General features: G+C 65.5%; 18 protein-coding genes. 15 read left to right on the top strand and 3 right to left on the bottom strand.

Annotated features, from left to right (window positions below; genetic code table 11):
- Position 1 precedes the first annotated feature (1 nt).
- From B1729_RS09985 to B1729_RS09945, 9 genes are all read left to right on the top strand, one after another.
- On the top strand, positions 2-856 hold the full coding sequence (locus B1729_RS09985; RefSeq protein ID WP_163632514.1) for a hypothetical protein: 855 nt from the start codon (positions 2-4) through the stop codon (positions 854-856).
- A 75-nt stretch (positions 857-931) separates the two neighbouring features.
- Positions 932-2,899 (top strand): sugar transferase, encoded by a 1,968-nt coding sequence (locus tag B1729_RS09980; protein ID WP_239539583.1) that lies wholly within the window; start codon positions 932-934, stop codon positions 2,897-2,899.
- A 30-nt stretch (positions 2,900-2,929) separates the two neighbouring features.
- Entirely contained in the window at positions 2,930-4,072 is a 1,143-nt protein-coding gene (locus B1729_RS09975; RefSeq protein WP_163632512.1) for a glycosyltransferase, read from the top strand.
- A 96-nt stretch (positions 4,073-4,168) separates the two neighbouring features.
- Positions 4,169-5,239, top strand: coding sequence for a glycosyltransferase (locus B1729_RS09970; RefSeq protein WP_163632510.1), 1,071 nt, complete (start codon positions 4,169-4,171; stop codon positions 5,237-5,239).
- Positions 5,221-7,059, top strand: coding sequence for a glycosyltransferase (locus B1729_RS09965; RefSeq protein WP_163632508.1), 1,839 nt, complete (start codon positions 5,221-5,223; stop codon positions 7,057-7,059). Before B1729_RS09970 ends, B1729_RS09965 begins: the two co-directional genes overlap by 19 nt.
- Positions 7,056-8,039, top strand: a complete 984-nt coding sequence (locus B1729_RS09960; RefSeq protein ID WP_163632506.1) for a glycosyltransferase family 4 protein — start codon at positions 7,056-7,058, stop codon at positions 8,037-8,039. The genes B1729_RS09965 and B1729_RS09960 overlap by 4 nt, the downstream gene beginning before the upstream one ends.
- A gap of 114 nt (positions 8,040-8,153) precedes the next feature.
- Complete coding sequence (locus tag B1729_RS09955; RefSeq protein ID WP_163632504.1) at positions 8,154-9,341, top strand: hypothetical protein; 1,188 nt, start codon at positions 8,154-8,156, stop codon at positions 9,339-9,341.
- Between the two features lie 549 nt (positions 9,342-9,890).
- A complete protein-coding gene (locus B1729_RS09950) occupies positions 9,891-10,319 on the top strand; it encodes a hypothetical protein (RefSeq protein ID WP_163632502.1) in 429 nt (142 codons plus the stop codon).
- The gene (locus B1729_RS09945) at positions 10,276-10,608 is read left to right on the top strand and encodes a hypothetical protein (RefSeq protein WP_163632500.1); all 333 of its coding nucleotides are present in this window, start codon (positions 10,276-10,278) and stop codon (positions 10,606-10,608) included. The genes B1729_RS09950 and B1729_RS09945 overlap by 44 nt, the downstream gene beginning before the upstream one ends.
- 278 nt (positions 10,609-10,886) lie before the next feature.
- On the opposite strand, the gene B1729_RS09940 is transcribed toward B1729_RS09945, so the two are convergent.
- The 3 genes from B1729_RS09940 to B1729_RS09930 all read right to left on the bottom strand — a co-directional run bounded on the left by B1729_RS09940 (position 10,887) and on the right by B1729_RS09930 (position 13,624).
- A complete protein-coding gene (locus B1729_RS09940; RefSeq protein WP_163632498.1) occupies positions 10,887-12,032 on the bottom strand; it encodes a hypothetical protein in 1,146 nt (381 codons plus the stop codon).
- 123 nt (positions 12,033-12,155) lie between these two features.
- Entirely contained in the window at positions 12,156-12,332 is a 177-nt protein-coding gene (locus tag B1729_RS09935; protein ID WP_163632496.1) for a hypothetical protein, read from the bottom strand.
- An 89-nt stretch (positions 12,333-12,421) separates the two neighbouring features.
- Positions 12,422-13,624 carry an acyltransferase gene (locus B1729_RS09930; RefSeq protein WP_163632495.1) on the bottom strand — a complete coding sequence of 401 codons (1,203 nt, stop codon included), beginning with the start codon at positions 13,622-13,624 and terminating at the stop codon, positions 12,422-12,424.
- Positions 13,625-13,979: 355 nt separating this feature from the next.
- Here B1729_RS09930 and B1729_RS09925 point away from each other — a divergent pair, with 355 nt between their 5' ends.
- The 6 genes from B1729_RS09925 to B1729_RS09900 all read left to right on the top strand — a co-directional run bounded on the left by B1729_RS09925 (position 13,980) and on the right by B1729_RS09900 (position 20,440).
- Positions 13,980-14,948 carry an acyltransferase gene (locus tag B1729_RS09925; RefSeq protein ID WP_163632493.1) on the top strand — a complete coding sequence of 323 codons (969 nt, stop codon included), beginning with the start codon at positions 13,980-13,982 and terminating at the stop codon, positions 14,946-14,948.
- Between the two features lie 536 nt (positions 14,949-15,484).
- On the top strand, positions 15,485-15,643 hold the full coding sequence (locus B1729_RS09920; protein WP_163632491.1) for a hypothetical protein: 159 nt from the start codon (positions 15,485-15,487) through the stop codon (positions 15,641-15,643).
- 153 nt (positions 15,644-15,796) lie between these two features.
- Entirely contained in the window at positions 15,797-16,489 is a 693-nt protein-coding gene (locus B1729_RS20605) for a hypothetical protein (protein WP_204318901.1), read from the top strand.
- 14 nt (positions 16,490-16,503) lie between these two features.
- Complete coding sequence (locus tag B1729_RS09910) at positions 16,504-17,553, top strand: acyltransferase (RefSeq protein ID WP_163632489.1); 1,050 nt, start codon at positions 16,504-16,506, stop codon at positions 17,551-17,553.
- Entirely contained in the window at positions 17,550-18,833 is a 1,284-nt protein-coding gene (locus tag B1729_RS09905; protein ID WP_163617000.1) for a hypothetical protein, read from the top strand. Before B1729_RS09910 ends, B1729_RS09905 begins: the two co-directional genes overlap by 4 nt.
- On the top strand, positions 18,830-20,440 hold the full coding sequence (locus B1729_RS09900) for a lipopolysaccharide biosynthesis protein (protein ID WP_163632487.1): 1,611 nt from the start codon (positions 18,830-18,832) through the stop codon (positions 20,438-20,440). The genes B1729_RS09905 and B1729_RS09900 overlap by 4 nt, the downstream gene beginning before the upstream one ends.
- Positions 20,441-20,494 lie beyond the last annotated feature (54 nt).

The raw sequence follows: 20,494 nt of genomic DNA, 5'->3' as shown, positions 1-20,494 counted from the left end.
GTTGTTCGCGATCACGGGGGTGCTCGCGCTGCTCGTCGTGGTCGCCGTGCTCGCCTGGGCGGCGTACCAGCACACCCGCCCCGCTTCCGCCGGCGACGCGGCCCAGCCGGTGCCGACCTTCACTCTCGGCGTGCAGGCGCCGACGCCCACCCCGACCGCCGAGCAGGTGCGGCGCGAGCAGACACGCTTCCTGTCGATCGGGTCCGAGGTCTGGTGGCGGGCCACGGCGGGCGCCTGCGGCGGGCCGGCACCGGTCATCGAGCGTTCGACCGACGAGGGCGCAACGTGGGCCGATGTGACGCCGGCCTACCTCGGCATCGCCCAGGTGCAGACGCTCGACGCCTTCTCGGGCCGCGACGCCGAGATCGTGGCGGCGATGTCCGGCTGCGAGGCGCAGGCCCTGCGCACGTACACGCGCGGCGAGTTCTGGGAGTCGTATCCCGACGTGCTGGCCGCGTCGCGCTACGTCGATCCGACGGATGCCGGCTCCGTGCGCCTTTCCTCAGGCCCCGTGCCCGCGCCGTGCCCAGCTGCCGCGGGGCTGCACGCGTTCGGCGACGTCGTGGCGCTGGTGTGCGATGGCCGCGCGTGGTCGTGGTCGGATTCCGAGTGGACGCAGCTGCCCCCCGAGGGCGCGGTGGCGGTCGGGATCGATGGCTCCGACATCCTCGTCGGGCATCGCGCCGAGGACTGCGACGGCGTGGCTGTTTCGCGGGTGTCGGTCGGCGATACGGAGTCTGCTGCGGTGCTCGGCTGCGCCGCTGAGACGGATGCCGCGGCCCCGGTGGCGATCGACTCGGCGGGCGGCGGGGTCATGGTCTGGGCGGGCGATTCCCTCGTCACGGTGGGGCCTTAAGCCAATCCTGAGGTTGACATGCCGCCGCGGGGCGAAACATGTCGACGAATGCATGAGGGCGCTCTCATAATGGGAATGACGCTTTCCCACATCAGGATCTGGATGCCCACCTCGTACATTCCCCCGCGACGGCCGACTGCTAACCTGCCGGTGGTGGCGGAAAAATCCGCCAAAAAGCGAGAAGGCACCGTGACGTCGAGTCCCCACATCGACGCGCCAATGGAGACGCCGCCCATTCCCCAGGCCAGGGCAGCCGCCGGTTCGGCGAGCCCCGCCGCCGCAGCGCTTGATGCCGCTCCGGTCATCGACACCTCTCCGGTCGTTGAGCCGGCCGACGCCTCGCCGGTCGTCGAGCGAGCCGACGCTTCGCCGGTCGTTGAGCGAGCCGACGCTTCGCCGGTCGTTGAGCGAGCCGACGCCTCGCCGGTCGTTGAGCAAGCCGACGCCTCGCCGGTCGTTGAGCAAGCCGGCGGTTCTCCGGTCGTTGAGCGAGCGAGGAACGAGCGAGACGAAACGCCCCAAGCCTCCGCACCCACCCCGCCCTCGGTCGCTGAGCCGCCCTCGGTCGCTGAGCCGCCCTCGGTCGCTGAGCCTGTCGAAGCGCGCCGCACCCCCTGGCGCCGCGCCTACGCGAGGCGCCTATGGTTCAGCGACCTCTTCATCCTTGTGTGGACGGTCTACGGCACGCAGCTCCTCTGGTTCGGCTGGGGCAACGCCCAGGTCGCAATCCGCGAGGATGCCCGCTTCAACGAGTTCTCGTACTGGGTGTTCTCCGCTGGGCTGGTGGTCGCATGGATGTGGGCGCTCGCCCTCATCGACTCGCGCGATCATCGCGTGATCGGCGCCGGCAACACGGAGTACGTCCGCGTGGCTCGCGCGAGCTTCACCCTGTTCGGCGCGATCGCAATCTTCGCGTTCCTCTTCCGGGTCGACGTCGCTCGCGGCTACCTCCTCATCGCCCTGCCGCTCGGCATCTTCACGCTTCTCTTCGAGCGGTGGCTCTGGCGTCAGTGGCTCATCGCGCAGCGGTGGCTCGGTGAGTACTCCGCCAAGGTGTTGCTCGTCGGTTCTGCCGACTCGGTCGCGGCGATCGCGCGTGAGCTTCACCGCTCCCCCACCGCCGGCTACCGGGTGGTCGGCGCCTGCGTCCCATCGGGCAAGGTCGCCGACGTAATCCCCGGCACAACCGTCCCGGTCATGGGAACCGTCGACAACGTCGAGCGCGCCATCGCGGCCACGGGCGCCGACACCGTAGCTGTGACCAGCACCGACGACCTGCCGCCGACGAAGGTGAAGCAGATCTCCTGGGCGCTCGAGGCCGGCCATCAGCATCTCGTGCTGGCCCCAAGCATCGTCGATATCGCGGGCCCGCGCATCCACACGCGCCCGGTGGCCGGCCTGCCGCTGATCCATGTCGAAACCCCGAAGTTCAGCCGCGGTCAGCGCATCGCAAAGCGCACGATGGATCTTGTTATCTCAGTGCTCGGGCTGATTCTGATTAGCCCACTGTTCGCGTTCCTCGCCATCAGCGTCCGACTAACTTCCGAGGGCCCGATCCTTTTCCGTCAGACGCGAATCGGCCTGCGGGGTCGCGAGTTCGAGATGCTCAAGTTCCGGACAATGGTTGTCAACGCCGAAGATCTCTTGGCCGACCTCCGCGAAAATCAGAACTCCGGTAACGAGGTCCTGTTCAAAATGGCTGACGACCCGCGCGTGACAGCGGTCGGCAAGTTCATGCGCAGGTACAGCCTTGATGAACTGCCGCAATTGCTCAACGTGATCGCGAGCAACATGTCGCTCGTCGGTCCACGCCCGCCGCTGCCGGCTGAGGTTGAGAAGTACGCCGCGCACGTCCACCGCCGCTTCCTCATGAAACCTGGGATCACTGGCGCATGGCAGGTCGGCGGCCGTTCGTCGCTTTCATGGGAAGACTCCGTCCGGCTCGATCTCGCGTACGTCGAGAACTGGTCGCTCCTCGGCGATTTCGTGATCCTCGTCAAGACCGCGCGTGCGGCCCTAACCCCTGGCAACTCTGCGCATTAGTCATGTTTGAACTATCTGGAGGGATGAACCTTGCCATCTGTCGCGATCATCGGCACGCGTGGGTACCCGAGCTATTACGGCGGGTTCGAGACGGCGGTACGTAAGTTGGCGCCATTCTTGTGCGATGCCGGCTGGGATGTAACGGTGTATGGGCGGCCGGGAGCCACACTTCCGCATGATGCGCAGCGCGACGAGCGTGTGAACGCCGTGGAGACGTTCGGCATAGAGTCGAAGTCGCTCTCGACCCTCAGTTTCGGCTACTCCGCGACGAATGACGCTGTTCGGCGCAAGGTGGACGCCGCCCTCGTGATGAATGTTGCAAATGGCTTCTGGTTGCCGACGCTCCGCAGGGCCAACATCCCGACTTTGGTGAACGTCGACGGAATCGAATGGGATCGCGACAAATGGAGCGCGATCGCGAAGCGAGCCTTCAAGCAAGGAGCGCGCCTCACCGCAAAGCATGCCACGAAGCTGGTCTTCGACGCTGAGGCGATTGGTGACCGCTGGAAAACGGACTTCGGACGCGAGGGAATCTTCCTTCCCTACGGTGGCGAGCCATCAGCGCCACAATCGGCACCCCTTGGCCTTCCGAGGCGTGGATATGTGCTTCTGGTGGCGCGGTTCGTCCCTGAGAATACAATCAGCGCCTTCTTTGACGCCGTGCCCCGGATTCAGGAAAGCGCTCCAGTGGTGATTGTCGGTTCCACAGGCTACGGCGGCGAGTTCGACGAGCGTGCGGCGGCACTCGCTGCCGCGTACGAGCGGGTGCAATGGCTCGGTCACGTCAGCAACGACGATCTGCTTGCCGCCCTATGGCAAAACGCGGGCGTCTATTTTCATGGTCACTCCGTCGGGGGCACGAATCCAGCACTAGTACAAGCGATGGCGTCGGGAGCACCGATCGTGGCACGAGACACCGTGTACAACGCAGAGGTTCTTGCAGACGGAAGTCAGCTGTGTGAACCTAACGCGGATGCAATCGCAGCGTCGATTCGAGGGTTGCTGCACGATTCGCGCCGCCAGGAGGCCGCCTCCGCGCGAAACCAGTTGCGAGCATCCAAGCGGTACTCATGGGAGAACATCTGCGGCGGCTATGAGTCGGCCTTGCGCGACCTGGTGGGAACACGAACCACCGAAACCAGCAGCGCCATGCGTTCGGCCGCCACGTCGTGAGCGACTTCGCAATCGCCCGCGCGGATAGCACGCGAGCGACGCCCGACTCTTGGGAGCGGGTCGATCGAAAATACATGAAGGGTGTTGAGTCGGGCCGTGACTGAGCCTGCGCCGCTGATTCACATCGTTCCCGAGTTGCGAGCCGCGCACGTGGAGCGATACACCGAGTGGGGTGCGGCCGCCGCCGACGTGGTGCTGTACCGGACGTGCAAATGGGATCTCGGCGCCGCGCCTCTCGATCCACGGTTTCAGCGGCTAACCGTTCGTCGACTCGTGGAAGAGCTGCGTCGCGTGGATACGCCCATTGTGGAATTGCCGGAGCCTCTGTGGATGCGCGAACTTCCGCGGACAATCGTGATCGCATGGCTTATCCGAGCAATGAAAGCGCGACGCGCACAAACCGTGGCCTACTGCATCGAGAACAACGCTCCGGATGCGTTAGTGGGCTACCGCGGACCCCTTCGCCGAATGGTGACTCGGGGCGTCCGCCTCGCGATTCGCCTCAGTCTTGCGCGGACCCTCGACAGGGCGGTGTTTGGGACTCCGGGAGCCGCATATACGTATGCAGAGATGGGAGTCGGCGCCGCCAGCACGCGAACCATCCTCGAGCTACCGGCCCCTGCTCCGTCAGTCACCGATGGATCCAACAGAGACGCCCTGTTCGTCGGTCGAATGGAAGACCGGAAGGGAGTCCTAGCGGTGCTCCGAGCGTGGGAGGCAATCGAGGACGCTGGCGGCGTCTCTGATGTCCAGCCGCGCATCACACTTGTTGGTGACGGACCCCTCGCGCCGGTAGTACGTTCCTGGGTCACCGAACGCCCCGAGCGAAGAACACACGTGTCTCGTGTTGAGCACGCGGCCATCAGCAGCCTCTACCTGCGGCACCGTGTACTGATCGCTCCCTCCAAACGAGACGGGCGGTGGCGTGAGCAGGTCGGGCTGCCGATCAAAGAAGCGTTGGCGCACGGACTCACGATCGTCACGAGCGGCGAGACCGGGTTTGCCGAATGGCTCACCGATAACGGCCACTCGGTTGTTTCAGCCGAAGCGCTGTCGACTGCGCTCGAAGCGGCAATTGCGTCGCCACTCAACCCCGCGTTCGTAGTCAGCACGTTGCCCGCGCGCGACGGGCGCGAAGAGTCTGACAGATGGTTGAGGAGTGGATGATCCCCCGAACCACGCTGCCGCACCTGTCCGCGGTCGTAGTGCACCACAACAGACACAACGCAATCGGAGAAGTTGTCCACGCGCTCGTCAATCGTGGCTTGTCGGCAGAGCGCCTCGTAGTCGTAGACAACTCCGAGCGCCCCGACCTTGCTGTCGCACTTCAAGCGGACTTGCCCGCTGGTACACGCACGCTCTTCGTCCGAAATGATGGCTACGGTGCCGCAGTGAACGCTGGGTTGGAGGCGCTAGCGGCAGCCGGCATTGCCGGCGACTACACACTTGTAGCGACCCACGAGGTCGAACTCCACGAGCAGTGCCTGCAGCTGCTGACGGCGGCGCTCGACGCCGACCCTTCGCTCGTCGCGGTCGGTCCCGAACTACGCAGTGACTTATCTTCCGGCACCATTTGGTCGCTGGGCGGATCAATCTCGCCCCTCCTTCGCCTGCCCGTGCACCGCACAACGGAGTCGAACGACGGACCCGCCGCCAACGATTGCAGCTGGCTCGACGGTGCGGTAGTGCTCTATCGAACGGTGGCGCTTCCCACTCGACCGTTCGACGAGTCGTTCTTCCTGTACATGGAAGAGGTCGACTTGCACCTCCGGCTCGGCTACGCCGGCGGGCGGCTAGCGGTGGTGTCGGGAGCAAAGGCGTCTCAGCAATCGTCTGGAACACCCGCGTTCTACTTCGCACGAAACATTCGCCTGCTGCACCGTCGACACGCCCCGCTGGGCATAGGAGCGCTCCAGTCGATCGTGCTGATACTCCGACGAATGTGCTCCGCGGTGTTGAACGGGCGCTGGCAGAACGCGCGAGATCTACTGCGCGGTGCCACTGTCACGCTCCCCACCAGTCCGGATCGCACGCTGCTCGTCAATCCACTCGGTGCTGCTCTGAAGCATTACACCGACGAGGCAGGCCAGATCCTCGACGCCACCGGGAGGCCATCGGAACGATTGGCGACGCTCGAGCCGTCGGCAACGGACGGCGGTGGGGTCCGCTGGCTTTTTCGATATGTCACCCTATTGCGACGCGCGCGAAGGCTTCGACGTTCCATGCCTGGTTCCGACACCATTGTCGTTTGGCCGATATTGGGGTTCTTCGACTCGATCTTGATTCGCCTCTTCCTTGGCCGGGGTCGGTTGGTGATCCACGATCCAGTCCCGCTGGTTCGGGCCGTGGGCTACGGCTGGGTGGGTCGCCTGTCTGCTCGTTTGCTCGCTCGAAGGATTTCCCTTCTAACCCACAGCGAATCGGCGCACAACACTTTGGCGACGTCAATCGGCGTGCCTCCCAGTCGAATCCAGCGAGTTCCGCACCCGATCACGACTCGCGTAAGCCCTCCGCGTAGGACTTCCTCAACACGCGTCGTGGTGCTAGGTCAGTTCAAGCCCGACCGCGACCTAGATCTCCTGGAATCGCTAGCGGGTATCGCAGACACGGAATGGGAACTTTCGATTGTTGGACGGGGATGGCCCAACGTGCCTGGGTGGCGAGTCGATGCGAGGTTTCTCTCGGAGGCAGAGTTCCGCGAGCAGCTTGAGGCGGCCAGCGTTATCTTGATCCCCTATCGACGGTTCTATCAAAGTGGCGTGGCGATTCGGGCGCTCGAATCAGGGACTCCAGTGGTAGGCCCCCATGGTTCCGTCCTGGACGATGTGCTAGGGGGTGACAGCGCCTGGCTAGCAACCGACGACGCAGAGTCGTGGCGCTCAGCCATCATCGCCGCAGTCACCGCCGATGCTGCGCAGATCGCAGCCGTTCAGGAGCGAGTCATGCACGATGCCATCGCAGGTTGGCGAGAGATGGAGTCATCGTGACGCGCCACGCGAACGAGGCGCAGGTAACTGTCGTTACGCTCGGCCCCATTGCGTCCGCGGAGCAGTGGCTCGCTGCAGGGTCGGTAGGCGACGTCATAACTTTCGTGGGAGCAAGCGAAAGCGGTTCCCGGGCCGGGCGCCGGGCACTCGGTTTGGGTCTGGACTCGTTCATTGTCGCGTTGAAAACAATCGGCCGTCCTCGAAGCGAGACGTATCTCGCCACCAATCCCTGGATCGCGGTCGCACTTAGAATGCTCGGGCGACAGCGAACTGTGGTGACGGGTATCTACGCGACCCCTGGGACGAGAAACTGGGCCATACTTCGCAAGCTCCTGCCGAAGGCCCTGTTCATCACTTTGTCCCGCGTCGAGGCAGAGAACTGGAATCGTTCTGGTGGCCGAGCTGTCTCTGTGATCTACGGGAACGACTTCCCGTACAACCCGAGCGACCCTCCGCTGCACGAACCATTCCGCATTTTTGTGGGCGGCTCTTCGGACCGGGATCTAAAGGCTGTCGCGCTACTTGAGCAACAAGTACTTTCGTCCAACGAGTCCATCGAGCTTGTCGTGGCCGTGGGAGGTCCAGAGCGTACGTTTCGGAATGGCCCGGCAGTCGTCCACTATCTGCCATCGCTCTCGCAGGTCGACTTCGGTGCCGCGATCGCGGGATCTCATTTGACCTATCTGCCGTTATTGGACCGCGAACGAGCCGCTGGCCACATGATCCTCGTCGGTTCGATGCAGGTGGGCGTCCCTGTGATTGTCACGGGTGGGCTGGGTATGGACGGGTACATTGATGGTCGGTTCGTCCAAATTGCCCCTAGAAACAACTCACCATTGCAGGCTCTAGTCGGTGCCCGAAACGGCCTTCCGGGCCGGTCAGAGACCCACGAGCACTGGCGCGCTCGGTTCAGCAGGGCCGTCTATCTGAGCCAGATAGACGCCGTCATCCGGCATGCGTCTACTCTCAGCCGGCGGTGAGCGCCTGAGCCTCCGCCACGCCAGGCCTCGCGTGGGGTTCGATGTCCACACCAGACGCCGCGCGTCTCGCAAGGAGTAGTAATCATCAGGTTCTGGAACCATTCGATCGCCCCGATGTTGTCGATCGCATCGCAAGGCATCGGCGTACTCCAACTTCTGACGCTCCTAGCCCGCGTGGGGGCGAACGAAACCACCGATGCGTACCTGTATTTGTTCAACATGGGGATGCTGCCTACTCAGATCATCGTCGTCGGCGTCCTCTTCCCAATGTTGCTCAACAAGCACAAGATGACGAGTCGTTTGGCGGAGAGGATTCGCGTCTCTACCCCCGTGCTGGCGATCGTTCTTGTCGGCGCGGGGACGTTCTGGATGTGGCTCAACGGGCGAATGGAGTCCACGCTCTTTCCGGTTGTCCTAGCAGTAGCAATCAATGCCTTCTTCCAGTCGTGCGTTTGGATCCGTGCGGTGTCCGCGGAAGCTATCGGGGATCCCCGGTGGATGGCTGCGGTCGCGTTGCCCTCCAACGCGCTTGCACTCGTTGTGTTGCTCCTCCCAATTCCCGGCGACTACTTGGTCACGAGCATGGTCGCGGCGCTCGCGCTTGGCAACATCGCCCTGCTGATCACTCAAACCGTGCGTGGTGTGGGAACCCAGTCCTGGACCACTCTCTCGCGAGATCCCAACGCGAAGTCGCTCGGTGCCGGCTGGTTCCTGACAAAGGCGGGCGTTGGATATGGAGGACTCGCTGTCATCCAATCGCTAGCAGTCGCGTTGCCACCGTCGGCGCTGACGATACTCAGCGTCGCGACCAAGATCGTTGGCTCCGTGGTGGCCACATTCGTAAACGCCGTGATGCCGCGCATCGTCCACCGCGATACCAACACCGTCCGACCCGCGATGCGTTTCCTCGCCTTTGCCTATGTCGGAGCAGGGTGCATCGGCCTCACGCTCGTCGGTGCTGCGGCGGCGTTCCGGCCTGACTTTCTTCAGCTAGCCGCAATCACGGGTCTCTGGCTCGCCGCGTCAGTCGGAAATTCAGTTGCCCAGAGAGCTGCCTATCGATTCCTCCCCGCTAATGCATCCCGTATCACAATTGTGGTTGTACCCGCCGTCGCAGCCCTTGCAATCACGTCGTCGTTCGCGAAGAACTTTCAGCTTGAGACACTCGTATCGGCGTACGCGGCAATCGACGGGGTTTCAGCGATGCTCTTCCTGGCTGCAATGAGCCGCTGGCGGGTCGCGGCGGTAGCGGCCACGGTCTGCCTCGGCATTGCTGGGGTATGGATCGCTAGCTTGATGTAGGGCGGCAAACGAGGCATGAGTCGGAACGCCCCCGATTCGGTTGCTTGCCGGCTCGACGCTGCCTCCCGGAACGTCCGACAACGTGCGCTACACCTTCTCGGGGGAAGATCGACGGCTGGTTCACCGCGGAGGCCTACTCGGGTCAGGCCAGCCCGTATCTCCTGTTCCGCAGGCAGGCGGGACCGTGCTCGGGGCGTCGGCGACCGGCGCAACTTCGACTCGCAGGTGTCGTTCTGGGGACGCGGACCCGTGGTGAAGGCTGGCACGGTCACTAGGAATCCCGTGACCGCCTCGATCCGCCGGATATCACCGCGCCCGGCCTAGTCACCGGCCTCTCGCTCGCGACGTGGACACGTGCCGCGGCGCTGGCCGAATGCGCCTACCCCAACGCGGCGCTGCCGCAAGCGCGTGTCGGTCGGCGGCGGTGTAGCGTCCGGACGCGAACCGCCAGTCGAGCTCGCGGACGGCACCAACCACCTGGCATATTGACAACGTGTCCAGCGCCCTCGGCTGCCCGCACGGTTCATCTTCGGCGGCAACGATTTCGTTGTGACCGACGACATCGCGGGCGACGGGCTGAACGTCCGCAACATCTACGGACGCCTGTCCGAAGTGCACGTCTACGCCCCGTCGTGGTGCGGCGACAAGATCGTCGGCCCTTCGGCTGAGGCGCACATCGAAGACTCCGCGGTCGACGCGCACGTCACCGACTCGTGCGGCCTGCTTGTGTCGGACAGCCGCAAGGGCGGCGGCACAATCGACAACCAGTACGGCATCTTCGTCGACCAGCAGACCGATGAACCGCGAAGTGCGCGATCTACACCGCGGGTACAACGCCGCCGCGGTGACGATCGCGAACGGTGGCCTCGACGCAAACGGCGGCATCCGTGCCGGCGGTGTCGCTGGCGCGAACGCGCAGAACTCGCCCAACGGCGTGCATTCGGGGATCGACACGACGCCGGGTATCAACATCGCTGACGGTGCGACGAACTGGCGCGCCGACAACTCGTCCGGTGCGCTCCGCTTCCTCGAGGCGGGCGTGCACCAGGTCACCGGGCTCGACTTCAACGGCAATCTCGACGTGGAGCGGGACGCGAGCGGCACGGGCCAGATCCGTGCACGCTCGATCCTGATCGCCGAGGAACTCGTTCAGCGCGCCGACCACGACCAGCCAGGGCCGGGTGACGGTCTACGCGAACGCCGCGGCGAGGACCCCGTCTACATTCAGGGGGTCGCTGCGCAGACTGCGGATCTGACGCGCCGGTAGAACTCGGGCGGCACCGCGGTTGCCCGGATCCACGCGGGCGGTGCGGTGATCACAAAGGCAAACCCGGCCCCGGAGAGGCGGACCCCGCTGCCGGTGAGATGGCGCTCAGGTTCGACTCCACGAACGGCGCGGCGAAGCTCCGAATCAAGGCCAAGGAAGCGGGTGGAACCGTCCGCACGGCAGAGGTGGTACTCGCATGAGCCGCGCAGCGATTCTCGCTCTGATCAGCGACCTGTACTCGCAGATGGACGCGCGACGTCAGCAGATTGAGCAGCTCGTCAACGAGGACGGACTGCTTCGCGCGGCAGAGCCAAAGGCAGGGGAGCAGCCGGGTCTGGCTTCGCGGTGGTCGTTCGACCGAACCCCACCGCGAAGCCAGCGACGAGGAACACCGCAAACCCGTACTGCGTGATGAGCGCGACTGTGAAGAGGACGATCGCCTGGGCCGCGAGAGCGGCATCGGCCGGCCCGCCGCGGCGACGCAGCAAGCGGATACCGACGCTGACGACCCCAACGAGCAGGAACGCCAACGGGACCCACCCGAGTTGAAGCCCCATTAGCGCATACGCGTTGTCGATCGACGTGAACTGCCGGTAGAACTGGCGGTCGTTGAGGAACTGGACCCCGTCGCCGAGTCCAAACGCGTGCAGGTCGGGGACGAACGACACCGCGAGGTCTTCGCGGTACGAGGTGGACACCGTGAAGTCGGAGCTCACGGAGTCGAGCACGTTCAACGCGAGTGGCACGACGGCCACGGTCGCGATGATCGACAGGGTGACGAGCGTCGCCCGCGTGCGGCGTGCGATATCGACATTCGGCAGGAAGATCAGGCTGATCGCAACCGCGGCGACTGCGCCGATGATCGCCCCGCGGCTGAACGTCGCGAACGCGCCTCCCAGCACGATCGCGAGCATCGCAACCCTCGTGAATGCCGAGACGCGCGACGCGATGACGAAAGGCACGCACAACGCGAGGAACCCGCCCATGGCGATCGAGTGGCCGAACGCGCCCTCGCTCCGCGCGTACGCCCCACGAATCTGGATATTGTGCCAGCCGGCCGTGTCCATCGCGACGGCGAAGTACTCGAAGATGTGCAAGCCGAACATCAACTCGAGCACCGCCCACGCACCGACGACCGTTCCGGCGATCGCCATCGCCTTCGTAACCCAGTCGGCACCGGCAGCAGGCCCTAGCGAGCGGCCAACGAGGTAAGCGGCTCCCCACTGGGTGAGAACCGCCATCCATGCGAACTGCGGCGCGTCGAACAGCAGCCACGCGACGGTGGCGGCGAACGCGAAGCCCACCATCAACCAGTCGCCCGCCCGAACCTTCCCCCGCCAGTGGTACAGGATGCTCGGAACGAGACACACGGCGAGCATGCTCAGCGGTTGCAGGCTCGCGCCGACGTCGACTTGAAGCCACACCGGCACCAATATCGTGCAGGCGAGCCAGACTACGATCGCAGCTCGCGGGTGCCTACGTAGACCGAGCGCGAGGTACAGGGCGACAATCGCCACCAGGCCGAGCGCGAACGGATTGTCTGTCATCTAGCTCGAGACCCACAGGTCGAACGCTTGCCATGCAGATGCGGAGAAGATCCAGAGCATCCCAATGATAGTCGCGACGACCACTAGGCCGATAAGCCCGCGCGTGATTAGGGGCGGCTGGTTGTTCTTCGACTGAAGCCAGCGGGCAACGTGGTGCGCCGGAATCTCTTCGCCCATGCGCAGATCGTACCGGGTCACCAGACAGCCCCGCGCTCGCCCCACTATCGAACGCATGATGCTGGTTGCGGTCCGCGCGGCGGATCGCGTCATTGAGCTTCGACCGAACTCCTCGTCAACGATCGAGAACGCCGCCGATCGACAGCTCGTTGGACCGATCCTCCGACCATCTGTGAGAAGCGGTGGCTAGGGCTTTCGACGAGCCGGAAGAAGAGCTCTGCTGCGAGCAATGCGATCGGGACCACGACCAGCAGAGTCAGGGCCCATGGCGGGTTCCCGCCGAGCAGCAACACCGTGGAGATCACGACGGCATCGTGCGTGAGGTACAGGCTGAACGAGCGCCTTCCGAGCCAGTTGAGCGGGCGTGTGTCGAGTAGCCGTTGAGCGGCTGGCCACGTAAGCGCGAGCAGGACGAATAGGCAGGCACCGACCACCTGAGTCGAGCGCCCTGCGGACACGATCAAACCGGGCACCGCTGTATGCGCCTGGGCCATCCAATACGAGGTGAGACTTAGCACGGCTACAACCAGCGACACCCAAAACAACCAAGCGTGCCGCGCCCCCATGCGGGCCCCGATGTCCTGGATTTCGCCGCGGTAGAAGTACATCAGCACTCCGAACATGAACATCGGGAGATAGCGGAGCGCGTTCGAATCCACTATTGACCCGCTCGCCATGACGGCAGCAAGGAGACTCAGCAGAGCTATCGTGCGCCAGACGCGGTTCGATGCCCACCGGCCAATCCAGACGTACAGGGGCAGTAGGAGGGAGAACCACATCTCCCACATCAGCGACCAAAGGGGATTGTTGAGGAAGTCGATCTTCCAGAGAAGCAGCCCACTCATCAGCGCTGACGGGATGTCGAGGGGACCGTGCGCATTCACCCACCAGCTGGCACCGTCTACGGGTCCTCGAACGATGATGAGCGCCGACAGGCCAGCGACCACCAGCGACCCCCATACCGGGAGGTATAGGCGAAGCAATCGCTTGGGGTAGTACACCAACCAGGAGGCACTTGCCCTCAGGGCAGGCCCAGTGAGGACGTACCCGCTCAGTATGAAGAAGATGAAGACGGCTTCCGTGCCACCCCAAAGCAGGTGGACTGGAGTGTAGGAGATCCACCATTCAAGAGAGCCATCGGCGGCGCGTCCAGTGTCGTTGGCGACCGTTGCAAGGATCGGCGACGTGACGAGTACGTGGTTGAGGACGACGACGAGCGCTGCGACACCGCGCAGCCCGTCAAGACTCGTGATTCGGTGCGGGGCGCGGACTGCGTTGGCAATGTCAGGCACCCCGCCGACCTTAGCGGCCGGGCGTTACCGCGAAGGCACGACAGCTCTCTGGCGCGTAATACGACTCCGATGTAAGAACGCACTCAGCTGGAAATGGATCCATTCGGCCGGCGTCACGAGTCCGCCGAATGCGCACCGGCAAGCTGACTAGCGCAAGTTACTCACGCCCACCGCCCCGGTGGCTCTTCGCACTGCGTCATGGATGTGAGTGTGTGGAGTCGCGCCCGACAGACCCTGATGCTCTCGCTGGCCAAGACCTGGTGCTTGGAAGCCGATGGAACTCAATTAGGTTTGCAGGGTTAGCCGAAGAGAGGTCAGCGCATTGGCGATTCAACCCCGGGCGCGCATGGAATGGATGGATCTCCTTCGGGGGATTTCGATTTTTTTAGTGGTTTTGAACCACAGCATCCTCTTCGCCCGTGATGGCATCGGCTCACCTGAGGCCGCGGTCATCCTGAATGACATACTCGCTCCGATCAGAATGCCGATGCTGGTGTTCTTGTCGGGCCTCATGGTCGCCCCATCGTTGGCAAAGGGCCGCCAAAGGTTCATGTCAGGCAAGGTCGAGCGCATTGCATACCCATACGTGGCCTGGTCCGTGATCGTGCTCGTCCAAGGATTCGCCACGGACGCCCGCGACGAAGTGTCATTCAATCTGAGCAACATTCTTCGGATCTTCATCGATCCGCTCGCGCATCTCTGGTTCCTTTACTACCTCCTCGCGTACTACCTCATCGCGCTGTTTACACGGCGCATCTCTCCCTGGTGGGTGATTTTCCCAAGTCTGGTCGCCTGCGGTGTGATCCCCGATGAGAACTTCCGTCGCTTCTTCATCCTGATGGCGTTCTTCATGGTGGGGGCTTGGGTCTCGCGGCGACCCACGCGACTGGAACGCGCCGTCTCCGCGCGATGGATGTTGCTCGCTGCCGCCGTGATCAGTGTGGCAAACGTATTGACTGCGCTCGCGGGAGCGAACTTGCGGTACACGCTGGCGTCTGCGTCCGTTGCCGCCGCAGGCATCATCCTCGCGATTGCCCTTGCTCGGAGGATCGCTTCGGCCCGATCACTGACGGCAGTCCGGTTCATCGGCCGCGACAGTCTGATCTTTTACTTAGTGCACTGGTATCCCACAAGTGTGGCGGTGCAGGTCTCATCTCGATTTGACAGTCAGTGGCTGACACTCGGCGCGGGCTTGATTGCCGGAGTCGGGGCTGGTTTCGCGGTTTGTTGGCTGATAAGCCTCTGGCCCCCCGTGAACTGGCTCTTCGTGATGCCAACGAAGGGAGTGGCTCGGGGTTCTTCGAAACGCCGCGACTCATTCTGAACCAGTCGCCTGGAGGGACCCCATGTCACACGGAGGCAGTCAGCACTCGTCGACTTCGGGACGATCCTCGAATCGCTCATGAATCACCGACGTGTGGATCGCTTCCCGACACCTACACTCCTGGACACCTACGAACTCGTCGTCCCGCCAGTAGCTGGCGCATTCGACGCGCAGCCGAAGGAGCGGAGGTGTTCGATGCCCTTCAGCGGTGTGCCCGCACGCGTGACAGCGAGCATCGCGAGCGTCGGTGACGCAAACGGCGCGCGCCACGTGTTCATCACTCATTCCCACTGAATGCCCATTCCCCAGAATGCGCCGGCTTCTTCGCCGGCTATGGAGTGAGCGTAGCGCCAACCTCCAGGCCCCCATGGTCTTTGCCCCCACACTTCGGCGACAGCCCCGTGCCAACGGCGGCATCATTCCGTTCGTACGACGAAATGGCATCCGTTTCTCGCCACCGCGGAACCGCCCGCCGGGAGCCTAAGCTTGATGGGCACTCCCACCTCGCCCATTCGTCCCGGAGCCTCGTCCCCACCGTGATCCGAGTCATCGCCACCGTCGCCATCGCGCTCGCCGCGGTCGCCGCCACAGCGGCCGTCACGCTCTACGCGCTCCTCGTCATCGACTCGCGCGAGTCCGTGCGCCACTACTACGGCGACATCTCGGCACCCGAAAGTCCTGAACACCGGGCTTAACCGAGACGAAACGCGACAGTAACCCCCCGTCGGCGAGATCGCCGTAGCGTGGCACCTAGATGGGGCACTGCCGCCCGGAGCCGGAAGGGAACGGCCCGGGCGTTCTCTTTTGGGCTTGGGGAGCACATGTACAGAGGCAGACGAGTCACAATCATGGCGGCCGCGATCACTCTCGGCCTCGGCGGAGGAGCACTCGCCGCCGTCCACGCAGCGTCGGCCGAGAGCAGCGCAGTCATCGGTGAGGCGAGCGTGGTGCTCGACTTCACGACGCCGGGTGAGGTGGACATCTCGGTGTACACCCGCAACCTGTCGTCCGTCCCCGCGTGGGGCGCCGCACGCGTCACCGCTCCCGGCGGCGAGGTGTACACGTGGGGGCCGAGCCGCTACGAACCGGGCGAAGTGCGCAACTACGACGCGACTGTCAACGGCTACACCTGCGACGACCTCGACGACGCGTCCGCGATCGCCTACGGCTACGCCACCTCTGACGACGCCGAGCCGTCGTGGACCACCGGACTCATCGCCTACCCGAGCCCGCTCATCACCGTCATCGGCTGCGCCGTCACGCCGACTCCGACTCCGACTCCGACTCCCACGCCCACCCAGACGGCGACGCCGACGCCGACACCCACCCAGACGGCGACGCCGACTCCCGCCCCGACGACACCTGTGTCGACGGCCTCGGCGACGCCTGTGCCGGCGGCGGCCGCGACCCCCACGTCGACCGCTGCCGACGGCGCCCTCGCAGCCACCGGCGCCGCCGTCGGCTGGACCGTCGCCGCGACCCTCGCCGCCGTGGCGGCCATCACCGTCGGAATCGCGCTGAGCCGGCGCAGGAGAACCTGAGCGCGCCGAACCTGATGACAGCGGTCGAGAAGTCGCGCATCGAATGGATGGACGTCCTCCGCGGGACGTCGATCATCCTCGTGGTGTTCAACCACGCCGTGCTCTTCGCGAGCTCCTCCCCTCTCGGCGCACCCGAAGTCGCGTGGGTGCTGAACACGGTGTTCTCCCCCGTGCGCATGCCGCTGATGGTGTTCCTCTCCGGACTGCTCGTCAGCGCCTCACTCGCCCGCGGCCCGCGCGCCTACGTCACCGGCAAGGTGCGCCGCGTGCTTTACCCCTACCTCGTGTGGTCGGTCATCGCGCTCGCGCTGCTGTACGGGTTCGGCATCCGTGAAGGGATCGTCGGCGGCGTCACCGCGCACGTCGTCACCGGCTGGGACCTGCTGCTGCCGCTGTACGACCCGGTCGAGCACCTGTGGTTCCTGTACGACCTGTTCCTCTTCTATATGGTCGCGCTCGTCACACCCCGGGTTCCCCCGCTGTGGATCGCCGCCGGCGCGCTCGTCGCCGCCGCCCTCGTGCCCGACTTCGGCGCCCGGCGGTTCTTCCTGCTGCTGGTGTTCTTCATGATCGGCGTGTGGTTCTCGCAGCACGTCGGTGCCCTCGAGCGCACCCTCGCGCGCCGCTGGGTCATCTGGTGCTGCGCCGCGCTCGCCCTCGCCACCGTCGCCGCGGCGGCCGTGGGCGTCGGCCTGCGGTACACCGCCCTGTCGGCGCCGTTCGCCGCCGGCGGCATCGGCATCGCGATCGTGATCGCGCGGCGCATCGGATCCGCACGGATGCTGCGACCCCTGCGCGCCGTCGGGCGCGACTCGCTGGTGTACTACATCGTGCACTGGTGGCCGGCAAGCGCCGGCGTCGCGCTCGGCGCCCTCACCGGGAACGCCTGGATCGCCCTCGCCGTCGGCTGCGCGTTCGGGCTCGGCGCGGGCGTCGTCATGGTGCGGCTGCTGCGCGTGCTGCCCGCCCTCGACCTGCTGTTCGCGTGGCCTTCCCGCCATACAATCGCGACCACCTCGTCATCCGGAAAGCTGTCCACCTCTGACGGAAGGCCCCCACGATGACCGCGAACCCGCTCAGCCGCCGCTCCTTCGTACGACTGCTCGCCGTCGCCGCGCCCGCGGCGGCCACCGCCATGTGCGCACCCGCCCAGACCGCGGCGTCGCCGTCGGCGACGGCATCCGTCCCCTCGGCCTCCGCATCTTCCGTTCCGACCGCTGCGCCCGCAGCCATCGTCGGCGCCGCCCGCCCCGCGGTGATTCGCTCGTTCGGACCCAACGGCACCCACTGGCCCGCCCACACGCCCTGGATCGGCGACCCCGTCACGACGGTCGAGGTCGCCTGCACGTGGGCGGCCATCCGCACCGCGCTGCTGGCGGTCACCGCATCGAAGGCCGCCGCCGGCGTGCACATCAAGGTGCGTCCGGGCACCCTTCCCGGCCTGGGCGCGTCGTCGGGATCGAAGGCGGTGCTGCAGGGGCTGGGCAGCGCGCAGTGGAGCAAGAACGTCCTCGTCTCGCCCCGCGACGGCTGGGGCTCCGTCATCATCACTGAGCCGGCGCGCCTGCGCGAGGTGTACGGCGTCACGTTCGCCCGCATCAACGGCGTCGACGTGCTGCTGACCAACTGCACGCGCAGCGCCTGGGCGCAGTCCACCATGTCGGACGGCCTCAGCATGGCCTCGTCGTACGGCGCGACGACCCGCGAGTGCGGGGCCTACGAGATCGTCATGGGCAACGCGAAATCCGACATCTCTGACCCGCTCGGATACGCCGCGGGCGCCGACTGCGTGCTCACCGACAGTGTGTGGGACGGATGCTACTCGGCACCGGTGTTCCGCCCCACCGGCGCCACCGACCACGTCGACACGATCCAGATGTACGGGTCGGGCTGGTACCGGGGGCTCACCGTGCGCGACACGACCTTCTTCGGCTCGCTCAACTGCGCCCTGCAGATCGGCGGCATGCGCAGCGACGACCCGAGCACGGGCACGCCATTCCTCACGCTCGACCACAGCATCATCACGTCGCAGGCCACTGCGATCCGCGCCCGCTACCCCAAGCCCGCCGACGCCGACGCCCCGAAGCTCGCGCAGGCCCTCAACGGGATCGGCGAGGACTTCCAGCTCTACGCCAAGGACTCGTACATCTTCGGCTCGATGTACCGCAGCAAGTGGGGCGGCGTCTCGAACACCAAGGTCTCGTACGCGGAGGCGACCACGCGCAACCCTGTCGCGTCGGGCCGCTGGACCTACGACAGCTCGATGGATTCATGGGGCGCCGGCCAGTTCGACGCCCTGGTGCCCGCCCCCACCGACGCGTACCTGAAGTCGATCTGGAAATGACCGACCTGGCTCACCGCGCGTCGCGCGGCATCGTCGTGACCATGGGCGGGATGTGGGGCAAGACCCTCATCCAGATGGCCGCGATCATGCTGCTCGGGCGCCTCTTGAGCCCCGAGGACTTCGGTCTGGTCGCGATGGTCACGGCGATCTCGGGAATCATCGACCTCGTCCGCGACTTCGGCCTCACCGGTGCGATCATCCAGGCGCGCGAGATCTCGGAGCGCGCCTGGCGGAGCCTCTTCTGGCTCGCATTGAGCCTCGGCGTGGTGATGGGCGGCATCCTCGCGGCGTGCGCGCCCTTCATCGCGACCCTCTATGGCGAGCCCCAGCTCGTGCTCATCACGCTCGTGATCGCGCCGAGTCTCATCGTCAACGGACTCACCATGCCGCTGCAGGCGCGCGCGACCCGCGACCTGAAGTTCGCGCTGCTGGCCCGCATCGACGTGGTCTCGATGGTGGGCGGTGTCGCGGCAGCGATCACCGCGGGTCTGCTCGGCTGGGGGTACTGGGCGCTCATCGTCATGGTCGGCACCGGACTGGTCGTGCGGCTCGTGATGCTGTGGCTCGCGATGCGCCCCCGGCCCGGCTGGCCACGCATCCACCGCGACGTGCTGCCCCTCGTCACGCGCGGCGGGAGCATCTTCGGCGCCGAGCTGCTCAACTACGTCGAGCGCAACGCCGACACCGTGATCATCGGCCACCAGCTCGGGCCAGCCGTGCTCGGTCAGTACTCGCGCGCGTACGCGCTCTTCCTCATGCCGCTGCAGCAGCTGAACGGGCCGATCGGGCGCGTCGCCCTGCCCGTGCTCAGCAAGCTGCAGGACGACGGCGACCGCTACCGCCGCTACATCCGCGGCGCCCTGCTCGTGATCGGCTATCTCACGCTGCCCACCTACGCGATCCTCGCGACGGTGTCGGAGCCCCTGTTCGCCATCCTGCTCGGCCCCGGCTGGGAGCAGGCCGCCGTGCTGTTCAGCATCCTCGCCATCGCGGGCATCGCGCAGGGCATCGGCAAGGTGCGCGGCTGGCTGTTCATCACCATGGGCCGCTCGCATCAGCAGTTGCTCTACGACCTCGTCGCGCGGCCGCTCGTGGTCGTCGGGTTCTTTGTCGGGATCTGGTGGGGCGGGATCTACGGGCTCGCCCTGACCTACGGCATCCTGTCGGCCCTGCTGCTGATCCCCGGCTTCGCGTTCGCGATCCGCGGCACCTTCGTGCGCGGCGGCGACATCGTCTTCCCCGTGCTGCGCCCGCTACTGTTCGCGCTGCTCGCCTTCGGCTCGGCGTTCGCCGCGACCCGCGCCGTCGACCTCATCCCGATCTTCGAGATCATCGTCGGCGGCGCCGCGGGCGCGCTCGTGCTGGCGCCCCTGCTGCTGATCCCCGCCTACCGGCGCGATGCGGCCCAGATCATGGGCTTCGTTAAGCAGATGCGCAAGCCGAAGGACCGTGCCACGGGTGCGGAGAACGGCGACATGACGGATGCCGCACCCGTCGCCGCAGCGGGGGCCGACGCGTTCGAGAGCGTGCTGCTCGAAGACGCCGCCACGCCCGAGGACGTGCTCGACGCCGAGATCGAGAAGAAGCAGCTCGAGCAGAACCGCTGACGATCCGCGCAAGCCCGTCCTCCCGTTCGTTGAGCGAGCGGGGAACGAGCGAGT

Origin of the sequence: Microbacterium sp. B35-04 (assembly GCF_010634885.1) — a bacterium.
Lineage (GTDB): Bacteria > Actinomycetota > Actinomycetes > Actinomycetales > Microbacteriaceae > Microbacterium.
Note: the sequence above shows the minus strand (reverse complement) of the source record. Positions and strands in the feature narration are given on the sequence as shown.